General features: G+C 69.0%; 17 protein-coding genes. 12 read left to right on the forward strand and 5 right to left on the reverse strand.

Going from position 1 to position 23,317, the window contains the following annotated elements; translation table 11 throughout:
* The first annotated feature begins 141 nt into the window (after window positions 1–141).
* Window positions 142–939, forward strand: coding sequence for an ABC transporter ATP-binding protein (locus D7X30_RS01665; RefSeq protein ID WP_233591312.1), 798 nt, complete (start codon window positions 142–144; stop codon window positions 937–939).
* Window positions 936–1,739 (forward strand): ABC transporter permease, encoded by an 804-nt coding sequence (locus tag D7X30_RS01670; protein WP_120561062.1) that lies wholly within the window; start codon window positions 936–938, stop codon window positions 1,737–1,739. The genes D7X30_RS01665 and D7X30_RS01670 overlap by 4 nt, the downstream gene beginning before the upstream one ends.
* On the opposite strand, the gene D7X30_RS01675 is transcribed toward D7X30_RS01670, so the two are convergent.
* Window positions 1,736–2,908, reverse strand: coding sequence for a sorbosone dehydrogenase family protein (locus D7X30_RS01675; RefSeq protein WP_120561063.1), 1,173 nt, complete (start codon window positions 2,906–2,908; stop codon window positions 1,736–1,738). The two genes, D7X30_RS01670 and D7X30_RS01675, sit on opposite strands and share 4 nt — an antisense overlap.
* A gap of 166 nt (window positions 2,909–3,074) precedes the next feature.
* Here D7X30_RS01675 and D7X30_RS01680 point away from each other — a divergent pair, with 166 nt between their 5' ends.
* Together D7X30_RS01680 and D7X30_RS42555 are read left to right on the forward strand one after the other, a co-directional pair.
* Window positions 3,075–3,653: a type 1 glutamine amidotransferase domain-containing protein gene (locus tag D7X30_RS01680; RefSeq protein WP_120561064.1), complete on the forward strand. Its 579-nt coding sequence runs from the start codon at window positions 3,075–3,077 to the stop codon at window positions 3,651–3,653.
* Between the two features lie 409 nt (window positions 3,654–4,062).
* Window positions 4,063–4,959, forward strand: a complete 897-nt coding sequence (locus D7X30_RS42555; RefSeq protein ID WP_120561700.1) for a hypothetical protein — start codon at window positions 4,063–4,065, stop codon at window positions 4,957–4,959.
* Between the two features lie 73 nt (window positions 4,960–5,032).
* Here D7X30_RS42555 and D7X30_RS01690 read toward each other — a convergent pair whose 3' ends face one another.
* Window positions 5,033–5,956 (reverse strand): DUF1684 domain-containing protein, encoded by a 924-nt coding sequence (locus D7X30_RS01690; RefSeq protein ID WP_120561065.1) that lies wholly within the window; start codon window positions 5,954–5,956, stop codon window positions 5,033–5,035.
* A 117-nt stretch (window positions 5,957–6,073) separates the two neighbouring features.
* Between D7X30_RS01690 and D7X30_RS01695 the strand changes: the two genes are divergently transcribed.
* Window positions 6,074–6,916, forward strand: coding sequence for a 2-oxo acid dehydrogenase subunit E2 (locus D7X30_RS01695; protein ID WP_120561066.1), 843 nt, complete (start codon window positions 6,074–6,076; stop codon window positions 6,914–6,916).
* Between the two features lie 29 nt (window positions 6,917–6,945).
* Window positions 6,946–7,176 (forward strand): hypothetical protein, encoded by a 231-nt coding sequence (locus D7X30_RS01700; RefSeq protein WP_120561067.1) that lies wholly within the window; start codon window positions 6,946–6,948, stop codon window positions 7,174–7,176.
* Window positions 7,177–7,198: 22 nt separating this feature from the next.
* Here D7X30_RS01700 and D7X30_RS01705 read toward each other — a convergent pair whose 3' ends face one another.
* On the reverse strand, window positions 7,199–7,948 hold the full coding sequence (locus D7X30_RS01705) for an SDR family NAD(P)-dependent oxidoreductase (RefSeq protein ID WP_120561068.1): 750 nt from the start codon (window positions 7,946–7,948) through the stop codon (window positions 7,199–7,201).
* A gap of 82 nt (window positions 7,949–8,030) precedes the next feature.
* On the opposite strand from D7X30_RS01705, the gene D7X30_RS01710 reads away from it, so the two are divergent.
* Window positions 8,031–8,636, forward strand: a complete 606-nt coding sequence (locus D7X30_RS01710) for a TetR/AcrR family transcriptional regulator (protein ID WP_233591313.1) — start codon at window positions 8,031–8,033, stop codon at window positions 8,634–8,636.
* A gap of 90 nt (window positions 8,637–8,726) precedes the next feature.
* The gene (locus D7X30_RS01715; RefSeq protein ID WP_147443066.1) at window positions 8,727–9,287 is read left to right on the forward strand and encodes a hypothetical protein; all 561 of its coding nucleotides are present in this window, start codon (window positions 8,727–8,729) and stop codon (window positions 9,285–9,287) included.
* 55 nt (window positions 9,288–9,342) lie between these two features.
* On the opposite strand, the gene rsgA is transcribed toward D7X30_RS01715, so the two are convergent.
* Window positions 9,343–10,440, reverse strand: coding sequence for a ribosome small subunit-dependent GTPase A (rsgA, locus tag D7X30_RS01720; protein WP_120561071.1), 1,098 nt, complete (start codon window positions 10,438–10,440; stop codon window positions 9,343–9,345).
* 357 nt (window positions 10,441–10,797) lie between these two features.
* Here rsgA and D7X30_RS01725 point away from each other — a divergent pair, with 357 nt between their 5' ends.
* The gene (locus D7X30_RS01725; RefSeq protein WP_120561072.1) at window positions 10,798–11,535 is read left to right on the forward strand and encodes a MerR family transcriptional regulator; all 738 of its coding nucleotides are present in this window, start codon (window positions 10,798–10,800) and stop codon (window positions 11,533–11,535) included.
* A 67-nt stretch (window positions 11,536–11,602) separates the two neighbouring features.
* On the opposite strand, the gene D7X30_RS01730 is transcribed toward D7X30_RS01725, so the two are convergent.
* Complete coding sequence (locus D7X30_RS01730; RefSeq protein WP_158619180.1) at window positions 11,603–12,355, reverse strand: hypothetical protein; 753 nt, start codon at window positions 12,353–12,355, stop codon at window positions 11,603–11,605.
* A 273-nt stretch (window positions 12,356–12,628) separates the two neighbouring features.
* Here D7X30_RS01730 and D7X30_RS01740 point away from each other — a divergent pair, with 273 nt between their 5' ends.
* The 3 genes from D7X30_RS01740 to D7X30_RS01750 all read left to right on the forward strand — a co-directional run bounded on the left by D7X30_RS01740 (window position 12,629) and on the right by D7X30_RS01750 (window position 23,279).
* The gene (locus D7X30_RS01740) at window positions 12,629–13,528 is read left to right on the forward strand and encodes a hypothetical protein (protein WP_120561075.1); all 900 of its coding nucleotides are present in this window, start codon (window positions 12,629–12,631) and stop codon (window positions 13,526–13,528) included.
* A gap of 227 nt (window positions 13,529–13,755) precedes the next feature.
* On the forward strand, window positions 13,756–21,186 hold the full coding sequence (locus D7X30_RS01745) for a HAMP domain-containing protein (protein WP_120561076.1): 7,431 nt from the start codon (window positions 13,756–13,758) through the stop codon (window positions 21,184–21,186).
* A 119-nt stretch (window positions 21,187–21,305) separates the two neighbouring features.
* Complete coding sequence (locus D7X30_RS01750) at window positions 21,306–23,279, forward strand: ATP-binding protein (protein ID WP_120561077.1); 1,974 nt, start codon at window positions 21,306–21,308, stop codon at window positions 23,277–23,279.
* The last annotated feature ends 38 nt before the right edge of the window (window positions 23,280–23,317 follow it).

Consider the following 23,317-nt stretch of genomic DNA (forward strand, 5'->3'; position numbering starts at 1 on the left):
CGACCCCACTGGGACCAGGGAAGGGCGCGAAGCTTTCCAGATTCGCGCGGACCGTGCACGGGCACCGCCCGCTTTTCGTCGCCACGCCCGAGGCCCCGCCCGCCTGCCTTCCTCCCTCCGGAAGTGCGCCCTGGCGGCGGGATGTCCGCGTGGTACAGCAACACCCAGATGAAATCCGGCTCGCTGGACACCTGGGTCCTCTCCGTCACGGCCCTGCGCAAGACCTACGGCGCCCACACGGCCGTGGACGGCATCTCCTTCCACGTGCGCCGCCGCGAAATCGTGGGACTTTTGGGCCCCAACGGCGCGGGCAAGAGCACCACCATCAACATGCTCCTGGGCGTGCTCCAGCCCACCTCCGGCACCATCACCATCGAAGGCACCGACCTGGAGACCCAGCGGGTGAAGGCGCTGTCCCGCACCAACTTCGCCGCCGTCTACGCGCCCCTTCCCGGCAACCTCACCGTGGCCCAGAACCTGCGCGTCTTCGGCCTCATCTACGGCGTGAAGGGGCTGTCCGCCCGCATCGAGACGCTGCTGGAGGAGTACGACCTGAAGCGCTTCCGCGACACCAAGTGCGGCGTGCTGTCCTCCGGCGAGCAGACGCGCGTGTCATTGGCCAAGGCCATGCTCAACGAGCCCCGCCTGCTGCTGTTGGACGAACCCACCGCGTCGCTGGATCCGGCCACGGCGCTGGACATCCGCACCCGCATCCGCGACTTCGCCGCGAAGGGCAACAGCAGCGTGCTGTGGACGTCCCACAACATGTACGAGGTGGAGTCCGTCTGTGACCGCGTCCTCTTCCTGGCGCGCGGCCGGGTGCTGCTGGAGGGCGACCCGAAGACGCTGCCGCGCGAGCACGGAAAGGCCACGCTGGAGGAGCTGTTCATCGCCGTGGCCAACGAGCCGCTGGCGCTGGAGAGGAGCGAAGCGCCATGAACCTGAATCACGTCGCGGGCATCGCGCTGCGCCAGTTCTATCTCTACAAGGGCAACTTCGCGCGCGTGGTGCCGCTGTTCGCCTGGGTGGCCGTGGACATGGTGCTGTGGGGCTTCATGACCCGGTACCTCAACGAAGTGACGTCCTCGGGCTACGACTTCGTGCCGGCGCTCCTGGGCGCGGTGCTGCTCTGGGACTTCTTCGCGCGCGTGATGCAGGGTTTGACGACGGGCTTCTTCGAGGACGTCTGGTCGCGCAACTTCCTCAACGTCTTCGCCACGCCGCTCACGCTGCCGGAGTACGTGGGCGGCCTGGTGGTGACGAGCATCGTGACCAGCGCCATTGGCCTCGTTGTCATGCTGCTGTTGTCCACCGCGGTGTTCGGCCTGTCCTTCGCCGCCTACGGGGCGATGTTCATCCCCTTCGTGATGGTGCTGTTCCTCTTCGGCATCGCGCTGGGCATCCTCAGCAGCGCGATGGTGCTGAGGCTGGGCCCCGCGTCCGAGTGGTTCGTCTGGCCCATCCCCAGCCTGCTGTCCCCGTTCGTGGGCGTCTTCTACCCGCTGTCCACGCTGCCGGAGTGGATGCAGTGGGTGGCGAAGCTGCTGCCCCCGTCCTACGTCTTCGAGGGTGTGCGCACGCTGGTGGCCGGCGGCGAGTTCTCCGGCGCCACGCTCGGCTGGGGCTTCGCGCTGGCGCTATTGGACATCGTGCTGGCGGGCTGGGTGTTCCAGCGCGTCTACCGCTACGCGGTGCGCACGGGCCTCCTGGCCCGCTACAGCGCGGAGAGCGTGAGCTAACGCCGGACGCGCAGGAGCAGGTCCTTCTTCGGGCCGCACTCGCCCCGGCCGTCGCAGTTGCTGGTGGTGACGTACAGGTGGCCGTCGGGGCCCATCAGCACGTCGCGCAGGCGGCCCCAGGTGTTGCGCAGGTACACCTCGTGCCTGGCCACGCGCCGGGGCTCCTGTGAATCGAACTCCACCCGGTGCAGGTGCTTGGACTTGAGCGTGCCCACGAGCAGCGACCCCTTCCACTCCGGAATCGCGCTGCCCGTGTAGACGGCGGCGCCTCCCGGGGGCGCGGCGTCATCGAAGGTGAGCGACGGGGTGATGCGCCCGCTCTGCGTCTCGCATGAATAGATGCCGGGCCAGCCCAGGTTGTCGCCCGCCTTCACCACGTTCACCTCGTCGTGGCCGAAGCGCATCGTCTCTCCGCTGGGGCCGTGGTCGGTGAGGTACAGCGTGGTGGCGTCCTTCCAGTCAAAGCCTTGCGTGTTGCGCACACCCAGGAGGAACGCGGGCGAATTCGGAAAGGGATTGTCCTGGGGCACCGCCCCGTCCGGCGTCAGGCGCAGCAGCTTGCCCGCGGGGCTGGCCACGTCCTGGGACAGGTCCGGGTCGCGCGAGTCGCCCGTGCCCACGTACAGCATGCCGTCCGGCCCGAAGCGCAGCCGCCCGCCGTCGTGATACTTCGCGGACGGGATGCCGCCGAAGATGACGCGCTCGAAGGTCGCGCTCGTGTTGTCCGGTGACAGCGTCCAGCGCTCCACCCGGTTCTGCGCCTTCCCGCCCGCCTGGGTGGTGACGTACAGGTAGAACCGCCGGTTCGTCGCGAAGTCAGGGTGCGCGGCGATGCCCAGCAGGCCGCCCTCGCCGTTCGCCGTCAGGGGCAGCGTGGCCACGGCTCCGGGCTGCAGCTGGCCTCCGCGCAAGAGCCGCACGCGGCCCGGCCGCTCCGTGATGAGCGCGTCGCCGTCCTGGCCCGGCAGGAAGGCCACTCCCCAGGGGACCTCCAGCCCTTCCGCCACCACGTCCACGGTGACGGGCACGCTGCCGTCCTGGCCCCAGCCGTCCTCCATCAGGATGCAGTCCGCGGCGGAGGCCGTCCCCTGCGCCTGGCTCTTGCGGCAGGCGGAGGCGGAGGCGGTGAGCACCACGAGGGCGGACAGGAGCAGGCGTCGGGAGCGCATGGCGACAATCTAGCGTTGGTGAACGCGGCCTACCGACCTGGAAGGGGGGCAGCCGAGCGCATTCGGGACTGGAAGACGGTGCCGGGTGGCGTTGTCGCGGTCCCTGTCGTGGGCACCTTGCTCGGGCGGGTTCAACGGCAACCTTTGCCCAGCGGGAGGCAGTTCCATGGCGCGCATCGCATTCATCGTGGCGAACGACTTCGAGGACTCCGAGTTCCAGGTCCCCTACGACAAGCTCAAGCAGGCGGGCCACGAGCCCGTCGTCATCGGCGTGGAGGCCGGCAAGACGCTCAAGGGGAAGAAGGGCGCGGAGATCCGCACGGAGAAGGCGGTGAAGGAGGTGAAGGCCGCGGACTTCGCCGCGCTGGTGATTCCCGGCGGCTACTCGCCGGACCACCTGCGCATGGACATTGGCATGGTCGGCTTCGTGCGCGACTTCTTCAAGGCGGACAAGCCCATCGCCGCCGTGTGCCACGCGCCGTGGATGCTGGTGGAGGCGGACATCGCGGACGAGCGCACCGTCACCTCGTTCCCCTCCATCAAGACGGACCTCATCAACGCTGGAGCGCGCTGGGTGGACCGCCAGGTCGTGGAGGACGGCAACCTCATCACCTCCCGCAAGCCGGATGACCTGGAGGCCTTCTGCGCCGCCGTGCTGCGCCAGCTGAAGGACGGCATCGCCCCACGTCTGGAGTCGCCCCTGGCCCCGGAAGCCACCGCGGACCGCGCACCCCCAGTGCACTGAGCCGCCAACAGGGTGAAACATGGTCCAACAGGACCCAGGCCCCCAGGGTGCTTCATGCGCTCTGGGGGTTTTACGTGCCGCGCGAAGGAACGGATTTCCCCTGCGGATCCGCCTGCCTGCCCCGTTTCCAGAGGGAAATGTTGGGGGGACAACCCCTCGACCTCTCGACGCATTGCGCTGTCGGACGCATGCGTCGGGTTTTTGCTGCTCTGGAATTGTTCCGTTGTCTTTGGTTCTTCGGTACAAGACACTCAGACGTTTGTACGGGGTTCCGACAACCCCAGGGGAGTCATCGAATCCCCGAATTTTACAGCTGGGTTGCCATTATGCAGCGTCGTTGCTTAGTATTTCGCCGACCCCGCCCCCTTGACGGACCGCGACATCACTGACGGTCACTGTGGACTTCCGCATGAACCCGGCCCCCCGAAACGAGGTGTCCCAGCCCCGTCAGGTCGTCCGGGCGGTGTTGAACGAAGCGCTGGAGAGCAAGCTGGGCGGTGAGGTGGTGGTGAAGTCCACCACGGTCTCCGGCCGCATCTTCGTGGTGGAGCGCAAGGTAGCGTGGACGGTGCTCACGGGCCCGGGCGCGCGCAGCTTCTCCACGGCGCTCATCGACGCGAAGCTGGTGAGCCGCGAGGACGTCGAGCAGGTGATGGCGGAGTGCCGCAAGAGCGGCGGCAACTTCTGCGAGACGCTGGTGGCGTGGGGCCTGGTGCCGCGCGACACGCTGCGCGACCTGCTGTGCCACCACGTGGCCGCGCAGCTGGAGACGCTCTTCGGGCTGACGGAGGCGCAGGCGCTCTTCGTGCCGCAGCCGCGCTCCTACTCCAGCCAGCTGACGTTCGAGCTGACGGAGCTCACGGCCGACACCACACAGACGCAGCCTGCCGTTCCGCAGTCGCAGTCCGCATCCGGGTCCCCCGTCCTACTGGAAAGTGAAGTCATGGCGAACGTGAAGCAGGCGCTGGAAGAGGCGATGAAGATTGAAGGGGCGTTCGCGGTCTGTCTCGCGGATGCCAACAGCGGGATGACATTGGGAAGTGTCGGATCCGCGGGCTTCAACGTCGAGGCGGCGGCGGCGGGCAACACGGAGGTGATGCGCGCCAAGCTGAAGACGATGAAGGCCCTGGGCATCAAGGACCGCATCGAGGACATGCTCATCACCCTGGGCGAGCAGTACCACATCATCCGTCCGCTCGCGGCCCGCGAGGGGTTGTTCCTCTACATCGCGCTGCACCGCGCGAACGCGAACCTGGCGATGGCGCGCTTCCGCATGGCGGAAGTGGAGAAGACCATCCAGCTCTGAGGCTTTTCCTGGTGACGCCCCCACGCCGCCCGTTTCCCTCCTGGAGGGAAGCGGGCGGAGGCGTTTTGAGGGGTCAGTGTTCTCCCGCGCGCTTCTCACCGGCTTCCACGCGCAGGTGCAGGCGGTTGCTACGCGGAGGCAGCGGGCAGGTGGCGAAGCGCGAGAAGGCGCACGGCGGATTGTAGGCGCGGTTGAAGTCCAGCAAGACGCGCCCGTCCTTGTCCGGCAGCGGCGCTTCGAGGAAGCGGCCGGCGCCGTAGGTCGTGTCGCGGTTCGTCTCGTCGCCGAAGACGATGAACAGCTCTCCGTCTCCCTCCTCCCCCACGGGCGTCAGGCGGTGCTCCTTGCCCGCCACCGTGAAGACGAGCGTGCCGGCGGACTGCATCTCCTCCGAGTACCCCAGCACCGTGGGCACGCTGATCATGCGCGGCTTTTCGTCCGGCACCAGCCGCGCCTCCACCTTCCAGTCCGCGCTGGCCGGATACAGCGGGATGCCGTGGAACTGCTTGCGCGCCGCCGCCTCCGAATCCTTCACCCGCACGCCCAGCCTGTCCTTCCGGAGGATGATTTGAAAGCTCACGGTGCCCAGCCGCACCACGTCCGGCGCGCCCTTCTCGTCTGTCTTCAGCGCGCCGCCCGTGAAGGGTTTGCCCTCCAGCGTGAAGGCCACACCCGGCGCGGGCTGGAAGCTCACGCTGTTGCCCTTGCGCACGAAGGTCCCCGCCCTGGCCGGCACCGGTGAGGGCAGCGGCACGGCGCTGTCGGGCGCGGAGCCGGCCGTCTGCTCGCCCTCCTTCAACCAGGTGAGCCCCACCAGCGTCAGCCAGCCGTCCGGCGATTGCAGCTGTCGCAGCCGTTCGGCCTGCCACGCCTGGGTGGCGGCGGCGACATCCTCCGCGGGGGCCTTCTTCTCCGCCTGCGCGGCGGGCTTCGGAAGCGGCTTCGCGGGCGGCGAGGCCTGTAACGCCAGGGACAGGACCAGGGCGAGGGTGCTCATGCGGATGGGCCTCGGAGCGCGGGAGGGAAGGGCAGGGGCGCTGGGGCCAATGTCTAACAGGTGCCCGTCCCGGTTGCGCGCGGTCCTCCCGCCGTGCAAAGGCTTGAGAAACCTTCCATGAACCTGGACCTCAATCCCTCGCCCCCGGCCAGTGCCCTGCGCAAGCTCGCGCTGGGGACGTGGCGCGCGCCCCGAGACCCCACGGCCTACGCGGCGCTGGAGGTCCGCATGGAGCCGGCGCTCGAGTTCATGGCCACGCACCGCACGCGCACCGGCCGCCGGCTGACGGTGACGCACCTGGTGGCGAAGGCCGCGGCGGACGCGCTGCGCCGCTACCCGGAGGCCAACGTCGTGCTCCGGGGCCAGCGCCCGTGGCTGCGCGAAGACGTGGGTGTCTGCGTGCTGGTGGTGCAGCCCGCGAGCGGCGCGTCGCGCGTGGACCTGACCACCGCCACCGTGCACCGCGCGGACCAGAAGTCGCTGGAGGCGCTGGCGGACGCCATGGAGGCGCGGGTGTCGCGGGTCCGCGCGCGCGAGGACGTGGAGATTGAGCGGGGCAAGCGCCGCTCGTCGCTGTTGCCCGGCTGGCTGATGGCCCCCGCGCTGCGGCTGTTGTCCTTTGTCTGGTACGGCCTGAACGTGAACCTGCGCCGCGTGGGAATGCCGTTCGACCCGTTCGGCTCCGTGGCGGTGACGAACCTGGGCTCGCTGGGGCTGGAGCGGGGCTTCGTCGCGATGGTGCCCTACACCCGCGTGCCGCTCCTGCTGGCGCCCGGGCTCGTGCGGGACGTGCCCGTGGTGGAGGACGGAGCCCTGGTGCCCGGCAAGGCGATGACGCTCACCTGCACCTGGGATGCGCGCCTCATCGACGTGGACCTGGTCGCGCGGGTGCTCCGGCACATCGGAGGCGCGCTGGAGGATCCCCGGGGGTGGGATGCACCGGGGACCGAAGCGCGGTAGAACAGGGGTGTCATCCGGAGGTCGGCACCATGTCCGTGGATCCCTTTCGTCGCGTCGGTTCGTCCCGTCCCGTGGGACGGGTGCTGGGCGGCCAGGACCGCTTCGAGAAGGAAGCCCTGGAAGGCCCTCCCGAAGGACCCCTCGCCATGGACCGCCGCCAGCGCATGGCCGGCGGCCCGCTGCCGGTGAACGGCGAGAGCCCCTTCGCCGCCCGGCTGCGCAAGCTGGGCGCGTCGAACCCGGACGGCAAGGAGGACTGACGCTGTCCTTCTGGGCCAGGCTTCAGACCTGCCCGGCGCCGCCGTCCACGAAGAGCTCCGCGCCGTTGACGAAGCTGCTGTCGTCCGACGCGAGGAACAGCGCCGCCTTCGCCACCTCGTCTGGCTGCCCCATGCGGCCCAGCGGGATGAGGCTGGTGAGGTACTCCTTGATCTGCTTCGCCCCCGCCGCGTCGGGCACCAGCCCGTTGAGTCCCGGCGTGTCGATGGGGCCCGGGCTGAGCGTGTTCACCCGGATGCGCCGCCCCTTCAGGTCCGTCGCCCAGGTGCGCGCGAACGAGCGGACCGCCGCCTTCGTCGCCGCGTAGACGCTGAACGCCGCCGAGCCGTCCGAGCCCGCGGTGGAGCCCGTCAGGATGACGGAGCCGGCGTCCTTCAGGAGCGGCAGCGCCTTCTGCACCGTGAACAGCGTGCCCTTCACGTTGACGTTGAACGTCTGGTCGAAGTGCGCCTCCGTGATGGAGCCCAGCGCCGCGAACTCGCCGCCGCCCGCGTTGGCGAACACGACGTCGATATGGCCCGCCTCCTCCTTCACCCGCGCGTAGAGCCGGTCCAGGTCCGCCATCACGGACACGTCTCCGCGCACGCCCACCGCGCCGTGGCCAATCTCCTGCACCGCCCGGTCCACCTCCGCCTGCCGGCGGCCGGTGAGGAACACCTTCGCCCCCTCCTGCGCGAAGCGCTTCGCGGACGCGAAGCCGATGCCCGTGGTTCCACCCGTGACGACTGCCACCTTCCCGTCGAGCCTGCCCATCGTCCCGCTCCTTGGTTATGGACTTTGTGGTCCATATCTAAGAATGGTGGACCGAGCGGTCAATAACTTTTATTTTCCGGGCATGGCTCGGCCTCGGACATTCGATGAAGCGCAGGTGCTGCGGGCGGTGCGCGACCAGTTCTGGAACAAGGGCTACGCGGCGACGTCCATGGACGACCTGATGCAGGCCACGGGGCTGGGCAAGGGCAGCCTCTACGGGGCCTTCGGCGACAAGCATCAGCTCTTCCTGAAGGTGTTCGACACGTACTGCGTGAGCTCCCTGGAGTCGGTGAAGAAGACGCTGGAGGGGCCGGACGCCGGGGCGCTGGAGCGGCTGCGCCAGTACATGCTGGGGGTGGCCACCGCGTCGGCTGCGCCCGCGAACCGGCGCGGGTGCCTGCTGGCACGCGGCACGTCGGAGCTGGCGGCGCAGGACGCGCAGGTAGCGGACCGGGCGCTGGAGACCTTCCGGGGGCTGGAGGCCGCGTTCGTGCGCTGCCTGGAACAGGCCCGGGAGCACGGGGACCTCGCGGCCCACGCGGACCCCCGGAAGCTGGGCGCCATGCTGCTCGCGGTCTTCCGGGGACTGGAGGCCGTGGGCAAGGCGGGCATGGACGAGGCCAGCCTGCGCGGCATGGTGGAGACGGCGTTCGAAGGACTGCCCGTCGCGGCGAAGCGCCGCCGTTAGCGCCGCCCTCTTCCGGTGACCCCCGCGTTCAGGCTAGGCACAGGGCCTGAACGCGGGTGCGAGCGGTCACTCACCGGGATTGGGGCATTGATGCGGAAGGCACATGCGGTGGCGGCGTCGATGGTGGCGCTGATGTTGGGGCAGACGGGCTGCTATCGGACGAGCATCGTCACGAACCTGCGGCCGGAGCCCAAGGTCCACCAGGACCGGCAGTGGTTCACGGCGGTGGGCCTGCTGCCCGTGTCCAGTCCCCCTGGCAGCGAGTGCAAGAACGGCATCGCGTGGGCGCAGAGCCGCGCGACCCCCAGCGATTTCCTCATCCAGGCGGGCCTGGCGGTGGCGGGCGCGTTCATCGGGTCGGCGGTGTGCGCTGGCGGCGACCGGACCGAAGAGCAACAGGCCAACTGCGCCGCCATTGGCCTGCTGGTGCCCACGCTCCTGGTCGGCTCGCGCACCGTGGCCTACGCCTGCGCGTCGGAGGACCAGAACGCCAATCCGCGGCACGACCTGGGCACGGGCCTTGAGACGCCGGTCCGTGCCCCGGACGCCGCGAACGCGCCGGAGGAAGGCGAGGTCCCGGTGCTCGAGGCCCCGACTCCGCCGCCGCTGCCGCCGCCCGGCTCCGTGCCGGATTCGAGCCCCGGGCTCTGAGACACGTCCGGACGCGGCGCGCGAAGGTGTCCGCGCCGCGCCCGAAGGTGTCTGTCTATTCGCCGCGCCGCTTCGAGCGCGTCCGGGCCCAGCCCTCGTTGGACTGGTTGCGCTGCACCCGCTTGTGCTCGCGCTGCGCGGTGGCGTCCGTCTGACGGTGCTGGAAGGCCTGCTCGCGCTGGAGCTTCTCGAAGCTCGCGCGCCGCTCCTCGGGGAGCGTGCCGTTCTCCACCGCCGCCCTCACCGCGCAGCCTGGTTCGCCCTGGTGGCCGCAGTCGCTGAAGCGGCAGCCGGTGGCCAGCGCGAGCACGTCCGCGAAGGCGTTGGCCAGACCCTCCTCGTCGTCGCCCCACAGGCCCAGCTCGCGCATGCCGGGCCCGTCGATGATGAGGCCGCCGTGCTCCAGCACGAACAGCTCGCGGTGCGTGGTGGTGTGCCGGCCCTTGTCGTCCTCCGGCCGCACGGGCTGGGTGACGAGGCGCGCGGCGTCCAGCAGCCGGTTGGCGAGCGTGGACTTGCCCACGCCGGACGAGCCCAGCAGCACGCCCGTCCTGCCGGGAGGAAGCCGGGCGCGCACGTCCTCCACGCCCAGGCCCGTTCGCGCGCTCACCGCGAGCACGTCCACGCCGGGGGACAGGGCCTCCACCTCCAGGACGCGCTCCGCCGCGTCGTCCGCGAGGTCCGCCTTGCTGAGGAGCACGACGGGCGTGGCGCCGCTGTTCCAGGCGACCGTGAGGGAGCGTTCGATGCGGCGGGCGTTGAAGTTGCCGTCCAACCCCACGACGAGGAACACCACGTCCACGTTGGCGGCGATGAGCTGGCCGTCGTGTTCGCTGCCCGCCTCGCGCCGCTTCAGGAGGCTGCGGCGGGACAGCACGGCGTGCATCAGCGCCTCGCCGTCACCGGACGCGGGTGGTTGCAGGAGGACCCAGTCGCCCACGGTGGGCAGGGCCTCCACGCCCTGGGCCTGATGGAGGAGGCGTCCGGCGGCGCGCGCGAGGAAGGCCGCGCCGGCGGTCTGCACGGTGAGCAGTCCCCGCTGCTGGCGCACGACGCGCCCGGGAACGAGGGAGGTGGAGGAAGACGACTGCGAGACGGTGTTGGACAGCGCGAGGTCGAGGTCGGGACCCCAGCCGAGGGTTTCGAGTGACACTTGAGGAACTCCGGACAGAGCGATGCCACGGACGCGAGGAGAGGACTCCGGGGCGCCGGGCGTGAAGGAAGCGGGGGGCTCGCGCTGCGACGGAAGACGGTGCTGCGACCGGCTCAGCGGATGAGCGCCCGCGTGGCGGACAGGGCCGCGACGACGACAAGGGGCGGAGTCATCAGGACAGGTCACCTCAAGGGTTCGTGGAACCACCGGCGGTCATCGCCGTTCCGAGCGGGGACCCTAGCAATTCCTGTCGTCCGCTGGCCACCCCCTGCGTTTTCCCTCTTGAACCTCACGCGACGTGAGGTTGTACCCATGACATCCAGTCACGCGAAGGCCGTGGCTGGAAAGGGGTGAGGCATGCAGCACACGGAGCTGAAGGTAGGGGAGCTGGCCCGGCGCACGGGGCTGTCCATCCGCGCGCTGCACCACTACGACGAGATTGGTTTGCTCAAGCCCTCGGCGCACACGGCGTCGGGGCATCGTCTCTATACGGCGGCGGACATCGCCCGCCTGAGTCACATCCTGTCGCTCAAGCAGCTCGGGTTCTCGCTGGAGGAGATTGCCGAGACGCTGGGCCGGGCGGACTTCTCCGCCCTGCGCGTGGTGGAGCTGCGGCTCCAGCGGGCCCGGGAGCAGCTGGCGGAACAGCGTCAGCTCTGCGACCGCCTGGATTCCCTCGCACGGCAGCTGCGCGCGGCGGAGCCCGTCTCCGCCGACGACTTCCTACAGACCATCGAGGCCATGACCATGTTCGAGAAGTACTACACCCCGGAGCAGTTGAAGGAGCTGGAGGCCCGTCGCCAGGCGATGGGCGACGACGCCATCAAGCAGGTGGAGGCCGAGTGGCCCCGCCTCATCGCGAGCATGCGCGAGCAGATGGAGCAGGGCGCCGACCCCGCGTCCGAGCCGGTGCGAGCCCTGGCCACGCGCTGGCGCGAGCTCGTCCGCGCCTTCACGGGCGGCAACCCCGGCATCGAGAAGTCGCTCCAGACGATGCACCAGCAGGAGCCGCAGATGGCCCAGCGTCAGGGCCGCGACCCGAAGCTCATGGAGTACGTGGGCCGGGCCATGGCCTGTCTGGACGCGACGAAGTAAAGCCAGACACGGCGACGGCCGCCAGCGAAGGGCTGGCGGCCGTGCCGTCATCGCAAGGCCTCAAGACTTACTGGCCGCCGATGGTGCCATTGGAGCCGCTGGTGCCGGTGCCGCCCACGCCACCCATGGTGCCGCCGGAGCCGCTGGTGCCGGTGCCGCCGACTCCGCCCGTGCCATTCGTGCCGCTGGTGCCGCCCGTACCGGTGCCGCCCGGGTTGATGACGGTCGAGCCGTTGGACTCGGTGCCGGGTTCGGTGGCGCCGGTGGTGCCGGTGCCCGTGCCGCCAATGGTGCCGGTGCTACCGGAGCCGCCAACGGTGCCGGTGTTGCCGGTGCTGCCGACGCCGGTGGTGCTGGTGCCCGCGCCGCCGTAGGTACCGGTGCTCGTGGAGGGCGGCCTGTACGAGCCCGTGCCCGTGGAGGGCGCGGTGCTCCCGGTGCCGTAGGTGTCCGTGCTGGAGCCGGTGGTGCCGGTGCCCGTGCCGATGCCGCTGGTCCCGGTGCCGCCGGTGCCAGAAGTGCTGCCGCCCGTGGTGCCGGTGCCGGTGGTGCCCGGGGTCGGGTTCACGCGGGTGCCAGAGCCGCCCGTGCCGGTGGCGGTGTTGCCCGTCTCCACGCCCGTGGAGTTGGTGGTGCCGGGCGTGACCGTGCCCGAGGAGCCGGCGGTGCCCGTCTGCCCGCTGTTGATCATCTCCGGCGAAGCGCCGGAGGAGCCAGGAGTCGTCCCGGGGCTCGAACCGTCGCCTACCTGCTGGGCGAGCGCACTGGTGGAGAGCAAGAAACTGAAAGCCAGTGCCGCGGTGCCAATGGAGCGTCGCATGTCAGGAATCCTTTCCCCTCGCTTGAGGCGTAAAGGTGTGTGCTTCACCGGACAGGGCAACCCTTCAGGATCAGCCGGCACATGGCAGGCCGCCAGCTCGCAGGTCACTCATGGGACGAAGCACGCGGGACAGGGCTTGCACGCACGCGCGCCCGACACGGTGAAACAGGCGGGGACGGAGCACTCCGGGTGTCCAACACCCGCGATTCCGTATCGCTGCGAGCAGTCTTCGCCTCGTTTCTGTGCTGTCCTCCGGTCCAGGAAGGAGCGTGCGTGAGCGGACGGGAAGGGCATCTGGCGGCGGGTCGCAAGAGCGCGCGCCTCGCGCGAAGCGTGAGCGCCCGTGCATGGCCGCTCACGCTCGTCATCGCCGCGGGCCTGGGCCTGCTGCTCTACGTCTCCACCACCAGCCTGCCGTACCTCATCGCCTCACCCGCCGGGGACGCGCACCTGGGCGCGCTCAATGACTGTCTGGCGCGGCAGCTCGACGGTGCCACGCGGCTGGGCTGGGCCGTGGCGCCGGACGCGTCGCGCGCGGCGGTGTTCGGGCCCCGTGTCGTCGCGGTCTGCGGCGAGGATGGCTCGCACTCGCGCTTGGAGATCCCTGGCGCCACCGCGCTCGCCTTCGATGGCGAGCGCCGCCTGTGGGCCGCCGCCGGAGGCCACCTGCTTCGGGAGCGGGACGGCGCGCTCCTGCCGGTGGGCGACATCACTCCACCGGAATGGCTGAGCGGTCACGCGGATGGAGTCGTCGCGCTGGATGCCACCGGGCAGCTCGTCTCCGTGGCGCCGGACGGCAAGGTGCTGGGGCAGGCGCAGGTGCCGGGTCCGGGAGGCCGTCTGTCCATTGGCCCTGGCGGCGTGCTGGCGGCGGTGGAGTGGGGCGGCGGCGTCATCGTCTACGACGCCCGCACCCTGGAGTTGGTGCGGGCGGAAGCCCCATGCCCCGTGGAGTTCTTGTGGTGGCTCGACACCGCGGATCAGGTCCTGCTGGCCTGTGGCGCCCCCGCCTCCCCGGATGCACCAGGGCCGGGCTCACTCCGCTTCGACGTCCGCACCGGAGCACGTGAATCGGTGCCCGCACGCACGCGCGCGCCTGCCCGAAGGCTCTCGGGGCGAGCGCTGTATGTGCAGGGGTGCGATGGCTTCCCGTGCACCGCCTCGCCTCCCTGAAGCTGTTATTGGGAGGTTCCGTTCCGGGCCAGTGACACCACGCTGACCCGGGGCTTTCGGGGTTCGTGGGACCCGTGTCCAGGCACGGCGTTCAGTGCCTGACACACAGGTCCTTTCGACCCCGGCTTTACATTCGACAAACCCGCGAACTCATTGGACGTTCCTGGGATCGCGGGCCGGTTTCGCAGTACCGGTCGCAACGCTTCCGCCGATCAGGGGTTTCACTCGTGGACGACACCAAGGCTTCCAGCTCCTCCGCTCCCCGCAAGCGCGCCAACGGCCGAAAGACAGCCGCCACCGCCGCGAGCCAGGACGCTGGCCCTCCAGGCGCCCGCTCGCAGGGCAACGTCGCGGCCAACCGGCTGAGCAACGTGGAGGCGACGCGCGCTGAGTCCGCGCCTGCTCGCCGCGCTCCCGCGCGAAGCCGCAACGGCAACAGCCGCCCGGCCGCTGATGACGGCCTGCGCCCCGGCGGCCCTCCTCCGCTCCAGCAGCTGTTGGCGGCGCTCCGGGCCGTGCAGGGCGGTGACTTCTCCGTGCGGCTGCCGTCCGGCGCGCAGGACGTGGTGATGGATGAGATCGCCCGCGCGTTCAACGCGGTGGTGACGCTCAACTCCACGCTCACCCACGAGATCGTCCGCGTGGAGCGCGTCGTCGGCCGCGAGGGCCGCATGGGCGAGCGCGTGGGCCTGGGCGACGTGCGCGGCGACTGGGCCACCAGCGTCCAGTCCATCAACGCCCTCATCGGCGACCTGGTGCAGCCCACCACGGAAGTCGCCCGCGTGCTGGTGGCGGTGGCCGAAGGCGACCTCACCCAGAAGATGGCGCTGGAGATCGACGGCCAGCCCGTGAAGGGCGAGTTCCTCCGCATCGGCACCACCGTGAACGCGATGGTGGATCAGCTCAACAGCTTCGCCGCCGAAGTGACGCGCGTCGCGAAGGAGGTGGGCACCGAAGGCAAGCTGGGTGGCCAGGCCGACGTGAAGGGTGTGTCCGGCGTGTGGAAGGACCTCACGGACAACGTGAACGTCCTCGCCGGCAACCTCACCGCGCAGGTGCGAAACATCGCGGAAGTGACGACGGCGGTGGCCCGCGGCGACCTGTCCCGCAAGATCACCGTGGACGTGAAGGGCGAAGTTCTGGAGCTCAAGAGCACCATCAACACGATGGTGGATCAGCTCAACAGCTTCGCCTCCGAAGTGACGCGCGTCGCGCGCGAAGTGGGTACGGAAGGAAAGCTGGGCGGTCAGGCCGCGGTGTCCGGCGTGTCCGGCACGTGGAAGGACCTCACGGACAACGTGAACTTCATGGCGTCCAACCTCACGACGCAGGTGCGCGGCATCGTGAAGGTGGTGACGGCGGTCGCCAACGGCGACCTCACCCAGAAGCTGATGGTGCCGTCGCAGGGTGAGATCGCCGCGCTGGGCGCCACGCTGAACAACATGACGGACACGCTCAACGTGTTCGCGCAGCAGGTGACCAGCGTCGCGCGCACGGTGGGCGTGGAGGGCAAGCTGGGCGCCCAGGCGCAGGTGCCCGGCGCCGCGGGGACGTGGAAGGACCTCACGGACAACGTGAACCTGATGGCGTCCAACCTCACCAGCCAGGTGCGCAACATCGCGGAGGTCTCCACCGCCGTCGCCAATGGCGACCTGTCGCGCAAGATCACGGTGGACGTGAAGGGCGAGGTGCTGGAGCTCAAGAGCACCATCAACACGATGGTGGACCAGCTCCGCGCGTTCGCCGCCGAAGTGACGCGCGTCGCGAAGGAAGTGGGTACGGACGGCAAGCTGGGCGGTCAGGCCGCGGTGCCGGGTGTCGGCGGCACGTGGAAGGACCTCACGGACAACGTGAACAGCATGGCCTCCAACCTCACCACGCAGGTGCGCAACATCGCCCTGGTGACGACGGCGGTGGCCACCGGTGACCTGTCCAAGAAGATCACCGTCGACGCGCGCGGCGAAATCCTGGAGCTGAAGAACACCATCAACACGATGGTGGACCAGCTGAACAGCTTCGCCTCGGAAGTGACCCGCGTGGCCCGCGAGGTGGGCACGCACGGCAAGCTGGGCGGTCAGGCGGAAGTGAAGGGCGTGTCCGGCACGTGGAAGGACCTCACGGACAACGTGAACTTCATGGCGTCCAACCTCACCACGCAGGTGCGAGGCATCGCCAAGGTGGTGACCGCGGTCGCGAACGGCGACCTCACCCAGCGCCTGAAGATGGAGGCCAAGGGCGAGGTGGCGGAGCTCGCGGACACCATCAACGCGATGACCCAGACGCTCTCCATCTTCGCGCAGCAGGTGACGGACGTCGCGCGCACGGTGGGCGTGGAAGGCAAGCTGGGCGCCCAGGCCGTGGTGCCGGGCGTCGCGGGCACGTGGAAGGACCTCACCAACAACGTGAACCTGTTGGCGAACAACCTCACCGATCAAGTCCGTAACATCGCCGAGGTGACGACGGCGGTCGCGAAGGGTGACCTCTCCCGCAAGATCACCGTGGACGCGAAGGGCGAAGTTCTGGAGCTCAAGAGCACCATCAACACGATGGTGGACCAGCTCCGCGCGTTCGCCGCGGAAGTGACGCGCGTCGCGAAGGAAGTGGGCACGGACGGCAAGCTGGGCGGTCAGGCCGACGTGAAGGGCGTGTCCGGCGTGTGGAAGGACCTCACGGACAACGTGAACAGCATGGCCTTCAACCTCACCACCCAGGTGCGCGGCATCGTCAAGGTGGTGACGGCGGTGGCCGACGGCGACCTGTCCCAGAAGCTGGTGATGGAAGCCAAGGGCGAAATCGCCGCGCTCGCGGACACCATCAACGCGATGACCCAGACGCTCTCCGTCTTCGCGCAGCAGGTGACGGACGTCGCGCGCACGGTGGGCGTGGAAGGCAAGCTGGGCGCCCAGGCCGAAGTGCCGGGCGTCGCCGGTACGTGGAAGGATCTCACGAACAACGTGAACCTGCTGGCCAACAACCTCACGGCCCAGGTGCGAAACATCGCGGAGGTCACGACGGCGGTCGCGAACGGCGACCTGTCCAAGAAGATCACCGTGGACGCGAAGGGCGAGGTGCTGGAACTCAAGAGCACCATCAACACGATGGTGGACCAGCTCCGCGCGTTCGCCGCGGAAGTGACGCGCGTCGCGAAGGAAGTGGGTACGGAAGGCAAGCTGGGCGGTCAGGCCGACGTGAAGGGCGTGTCCGGCGTGTGGAAGGACCTCACGGACAACGTGAACGTCCTCGCCGGAAACCTCACGGACCAGGTGCGAAACATCGCCAAGGTGACCACGGCGGTGGCCAACGGCGACCTGTCCCAGAAGATCACCGTGAGCGTGAAGGGCGAGGTGCTGGAGCTGAAGAACACCATCAACACGATGGTGGACCAGCTCCGCGCGTTCGCTTCGGAGGTCACGCGCGTCGGCAAGGAAGTGGGTACGGAGGGCAAGCTGGGTGGTCAGGCCGCGGTGCCCGGCGTCGCGGGCGTGTGGAAGGACCTCACGGACAACGTGAACGTCCTCGCCGCGAACCTCACGGACCAGGTGCGCAACATCGCCAAGGTGACCACGGCGGTGGCCTACGGTGACCTGTCACAGAAGATCTCCGTGGAGGCGAAGGGCGAAATCCTGGAGCTCAAGAGCACCATCAACACGATGGTGGACCAGCTCCGCGCCTTCGCTTCGGAAGTGACCCGCGTCGCGAAGGAAGTGGGTACGGACGGCAAGCTGGGTGGTCAGGCCGCGGTGCCCGGCGTCGCCGGCACGTGGAAGGACCTCACGGACAACGTGAACAGCATGGCGTCCAACCTCACCAGCCAGGTGCGAAACATCGCGCTGGTGACGACGGCCGTCGCGAACGGCGACCTGTCCAAGAAGATCACCGTCGATGCGAAGGGCGAAATCCTGGAGCTGAAGAACACCATCAACACGATGGTGGACCAGCTCAACAGCTTCGCCTCCGAAGTGACCCGCGTGGCGCGTGAAGTGGGCGCGGAAGGCAAGCTGGGCGGTCAGGCGGAAGTGAAGGGCGTGTCCGGCACGTGGAAGGACCTCACGGACAACGTGAACTTCATGGCCCGCAACCTCACCACCCAGGTGCGCGGCATCGTGAAGGTGGTGACCGCGGTCGCGAATGGTGACCTCAAGCAGAAGCTGGTGGTGGACGCGAAGGGCGAAGTGGCCGCGCTCGCGGAGACCATCAACAACATGACCGACACGCTGGGCATCTTCGCGGAGCAGGTGTCCTCCGTGGCCCGCGAGGTGGGCGTGGAAGGGAAGCTGGGCGGTCAGGCCCGCGTGCCCGGTGTGGCCGGCACGTGGAAGGACCTCACGGACAACGTGAACTTCATGGCGTCCAACCTCACCACCCAGGTGCGCGGCATCGTGCGCGTGGTGACGGCGGTGGCCAACGGCGACCTGACCCAGAAGCTCATCGTGGACGCGAAGGGTGAAGTCGCGGCGCTCGCGGACACCATCAACAACATGACCGACACGCTGGGCACCTTCGCGGAGCAGGTCTCCACGGTGGCCCGCGAGGTGGGTATCGAAGGAAAGCTGGGCGGCCAGGCCCGCGTGCCCGGCGCGCGCGGCACGTGGCGGCAGCTGACGGACAACGTGAACCAGCTGGCCGGAACGCTCACCAGCCAGCTGCGCGCCATCTCCGACGTGGCCACCGCCGTGACCAAGGGCGACCTGACCCGCAGCATCACGGTCGTCGCCGAAGGCGAGGTCGCGGCGCTGAAGGACAACATCAACCAGATGATCGTCAACCTGCGTGAGACGACGCAGAAGAACCAGGAGCAGGACTGGCTCAAGACGAACCTGGCGAAGTTCAGCGGCATGATGCAGGGCCAGAAGTCCCTGGACGCCGTCAGCCGCCTCATCATGAGCGAGCTGACCCCGCTGGTGTCCGCGCACCACGGCGCCTTCTTCCTCTCCGACCCCGAGGGCGGCGTGCCGTCCCTCAAGCTCACCAGCACCTACGCGTACCGGGAGCGCAAGTACCTGGCGAACCGCTTCCGCCTGGGCGAGGGCCTGGTCGGCCAGTGCGCGCTGGAGAAGAAGACCATCCTGCTGACGCGCGTGCCGTCGGACTACATCACCATCTCCTCCGGGCTGGGTGAGGCCGCGCCGCTCAACATCATCGTCCTGCCCGTCCTCTTCGAGGGCGAGGTGAAGGCCGTCATCGAGCTGGCCTCGTTCCACCCGTTCAGCGCCATCCATCAAATCTTCCTGGATCAGCTGACGGAGAGCATTGGCGTGGTGCTCAACATGATCATGGCGAACATGCGCACGGAGACGCTGCTCTCCGAGTCGCAGCGCCTGACCCAGGAGCTCCAGAGCCAGTCGCGCGAGCTCACCCAGCAGCAGGACGAGCTCAAGCGCACCAACATCGAGCTGGAGGACAAGGCGAAGGAGCTGGCGGACCAGAACACTCGCGTGGAGGAGAAGAACCGCGAGGTGGAGCTGGCGCGCGTCAGCCTGGAGGAGAAGGCGGAGCAGCTCACCATCATCTCCAAGTACAAGAGCGAGTTCCTGGCCAACATGAGCCACGAGCTGCGCACGCCGCTCAACTCGCTGCTCATCCTCGCGAAGCTCCTGTCGGACAACAAGGACGGGAACCTGTCCAACAAGCAGGTGGAGTACGCGAACACCATCTACGCGTCCGGCGGGGACCTGCTCAGCCTCATCAACGAGATCCTCGACCTGTCCAAGGTGGAGGCGGGCAAGATGCAGGTGGAGCCCCGGGACATCGTCCTCACGGAGCTCAACCAGTTCATCGACCGCAGCTTCCGCCCGGTGGCGGACCAGAAGGGCCTCACCTTCCAGGTGGAGGTGCTCCCGGGCACGCCGCGCTACGTGCGCACCGACCCGCAGCGGCTGCAGCAGGTGCTCAAGAACCTGCTCTCCAACGCCTTCAAGTTCACCGACGAGGGCGGCGTGAAGCTCTCCGTCCGCCTGGCGGACAAGGGCATCCGCTTCGATCACGAGGCGCTGCGCCGCTCGCGCCATGTGCTGGCCTTCGCGGTGAAGGACACCGGCATCGGCATCGCCAAGGACAAGCAGCGCATCATCTTCGAGGCGTTCCAGCAGGCGGACGGCTCCACCGCGCGCAAGTACGGCGGCACCGGCCTGGGCCTGTCCATCAGCCGTGAAATCGCCAAGCTGCTGGGCGGCGAAATCCGCCTGGAGAGCGAGCCGGGCAAGGGCAGCACCTTCACCCTCTACCTGCCGCCGGAGTATCAGGGCGCGGACGAGGAAAACGGACAGGGCAACGAGGAGGCCGCTCGCGCGGTGGGAGCCCTGCCGGAGACGCTTGCCACCCCGTCCACGTCCGGCGCCGTCACGACGACGCCGCCGCTCGTGCCTCCGTCCCCGGTGGCCGAGCCCCAGGCCCACGTGCTGGACGCCGCGCTGCCCCCGCAGGTGGAGGGCTCGCACACGCCCGTCGTGGTGGAGGACGACCGCGAGCTCATCCGCGAGGGTGACCGCACCTTGCTCATCATCGAGGACGACCTGAAGTTCGCCCGCATCATGGTGCAGATGGCGCGCGAGAAGGGCTTCAAGGCCCTGGTCGCCACGCGCGGTGACAGCGGCCTGTCCATGGCGCACGAGTACCAGCCGGACGCCATCACCCTGGACATCCAGCTGCCCGTGGTGGACGGCTGGAGCGTGCTGGACCGCCTCAAGCGCAACCCGCGCACGCGCCACATCCCCGTCCACATCATCAGCGTGATGGACAAGCACCTGGGCAACACCCAGGGCGCGTTCGGCTATCTCACCAAGCCCGTGAGCAAGGAGGGACTGGAGCGCGTCTTCGGACAGCTGTCGCGCTTCCTGGAGCGCCGCGAGCGCCGCCTGCTCGTCATTGAAGACGACGACGTGCAGCGCAGCAGCCTCACCCAACTGCTCAGCGACGGCGGTGACGTCGTCGTCACCGCGGTGGCGTCCGGCCAGGAGGCCCTCCAGAAGCTGGAGGAGAATGAGTACGACTGCCTCGTCATCGACCTCCTGTTGCCCGACATGGACGGCATCAAGCTGGTGGAGGAGGTGAAGACGCAGCAGCGCTTCCGCGACCTGCCCATCGTCGTCTACACCGGCCGTGAATTGACGCCCAAGGACGAGTCCCGTCTGCGGCGTTACACCGGCAGTGTCATCCTGAAGAGCGGCGCGAAGAGCCCCGACCAGCTGCTCAGCGACACGGCGCTCTTCCTGCACCGCCTGGATGAGAACCTCCCGGCGCGCGCGCGCGCGGCCCTGGCGCAGCGCAACGACCAGGACGCACCGCTGGCCGGCAAGAAGGTGCTGCTGGTGGATGACGACATGCGAAACATCTTCGCGCTCACCAGCGTGCTGGAAAATCACAGCATGCAGGTGGTCTTCGCGGAGAACGGGCGGGCTGCCATCGAGATGCTCGGCCAGCACCCCGACGTGGACGTCGTGTTGATGGACGTGATGATGCCGGAGATGGATGGCTATGAAACCATGCGTGCCATCCGCAAGGACCCCAAGTACGCCAGCCTCCCCATCATCGCCGTCACCGCGAAGGCGCTGAAGGACGACCGTGAAAAGTGCATGGCTGCCGGTGCGAGTGACTACCTGCCCAAGCCGGTCGACACCGACAAGCTGTTGGAACTGGTCCGCCTGTGGGTGAGTGCTTGATACTCAACGAGGACGATCCATCCTCATGCCCCCTTTGCACTTCCGTCTGGAAGGGGGCGGCCCTAGCCTTGTTCGCCGTGTATCGGGTCCCCTGACCCACGCGCTCCCCCACCGCGCACATGAACTCCACTGAGCACACTCCGGAACGTCCCCAGGAAGCCGCCGCCACCCCGCGAGCGGCCATCCTGATGGTGGACGACCATCCGGCCAACCTGTTGGCGCTGGAAGCCATCCTCGAGCCGTTGGGCCAGGACCTGGTGAAGGCGACCAGCGGCGAGGAGGCGCTCAAGCAGCTGTTGCAGCGCGACTTCGCGGTCATCCTGATGGACGTGCAGATGCCGGGGCTGGACGGGTTCCAGACGGCGGCGCTCATCAAGCAGCGCGAGCGCACGCGCACCATCCCCATCATCTTCCTCACCGCGCTCAGCCGTGACGCAGCGCATGTCTTCAAGGGCTACGCGCACGGAGCGGTGGACTACCTGCTCAAGCCCTTCGACCCGGAAATCCTCCGCTCGAAGGTCAGCGTCTTCGTGGACCTGTTCCTCAAGGAGCAGCAGCTCCAGCGCCAGGCGGCCCTCCTGCGCCAGCGCGACCGCGAGGCCCTGGAGCGCCAGAGCGCGCTGCGTTACCGGCGGCTCACGGAGGCCCTGCCGGAGCCCATGTGGGCGGCTCGCGCGGATGGGTCGCTGACGTACGCAAACCGGGCCTGGCGGGACTACACCGGCCATCACGAGGGGTATGAGCTGTCCCTCTCCTCGTTCCTCCTGGACGTGCACCCGGCGGACCGCGAGCGGATGCGCGTCGTGTGGAGCGACGGGGTGGTGCAGGTGCAGAGCAGCTCGCAGGAGTTCCGGCTGCGGCGCAAGGACGGCGTCTACCGCTGGCACCTGGCGCGCGCGGTGCCGGAGCACGACGAGCACGGGCAGCTGGTGGGCTGGCTGGCCATCGCCACGGACATCGACGACAAGCGGCGCGCGGAGGAGGCGCTGGGGCGCTTCAAGACGACGCTGGACGCCACGCTGGACTGCGTCCTGATGTTCACCCCGGACACGCTCACGCTCGCGTACGCGAACGCGGGCGCGGCCAAGCAGCTGTCCTCCTCCGTGGAGGAGCTGGTGGGCCTGTCGGTGCTGGAGGTGGAGAGCGCCTTCGACGAGTCGGGCTTCCGCAAGCTGCTGGCGCCGCTGATGTCCGGCACGCTGCCGTCGCAGACGTACTCCACCAACCACCGCCGCCGCGACGGTTCGGAGGTGCCGGTGGAGGTGGTGCTCCAGTACGTGTCGGAAGGGGAGGGCCCCGGCCGCTTCATCTCCGTGGCGCGCGACATCACCGAGCGCCAGCGCGCGGAGACGGCGCTGCGGCTGGCGAGCGAGGCGAAGGACGCGTTCCTCGCCGCCGCGAGCCACGAATTGCGCACGCCGCTGGCCGCGGCGAAGGGCCACGCGCACCTGGCGCTGCTCAAGCTGGGCGGGCAGACGGAGGCCGGCCCCGGCAAGTCGCTGCAGATCATCAACCGGCAGATCGACCGCATGGCGAAGCTGGTGGAGGACCTGCTGGACATCAGCCGGCTGCAGGCGGGGCGGCTGTCATTGGAGCTGGAGCCGTTTGATTTGTCGCAGCTGGTGCTGGAGACGCGGGACCGCATGGCGGTGCTGTCGCAGACGCACGAGCTGAAGGTGGAGGTCCCCGAGCACCTGGAGGGCACGTGGGACCGCGGGCGGCTGGACCAGGTGCTGACGAACCTGCTGTCCAATGCCATCCGCTACTCGCCGGAGGGAGGCCAGGTGCTGGTGCGCCTGGTGGTGGAGGGTGACAGCGGCGTGCACCTGTCCGTGACGGACCAGGGCGTGGGCATCCCCAGCGAGAAGCAGCGCCTCATCTTCGAGCGCTTCGGCCGCGCGCACGGCAGCAAGTACGGCGGGCTGGGGCTGGGGCTCACCATCAGCCAGGGCATCGTGGAGCAGCACGGCGGCCGCATCTGGGCGGAGTCCACGGGCACGGTGGGCCAGGGCTCCACCTTCAACGTCTGGCTGCCCCGGCGCACGGAGGCCCAGGCGGCGACGCCGACGGAGTCCTCGCGCACGCCGAGCTGAGCTGTCCGCGTTGATTGGGGACGCGGCTTGCGTCCCGT

Origin of the sequence: Corallococcus sp. AB011P (assembly GCF_003611605.1) — a bacterium.
GTDB classification, from domain to species: Bacteria; Myxococcota; Myxococcia; order Myxococcales; family Myxococcaceae; genus Corallococcus; species Corallococcus coralloides.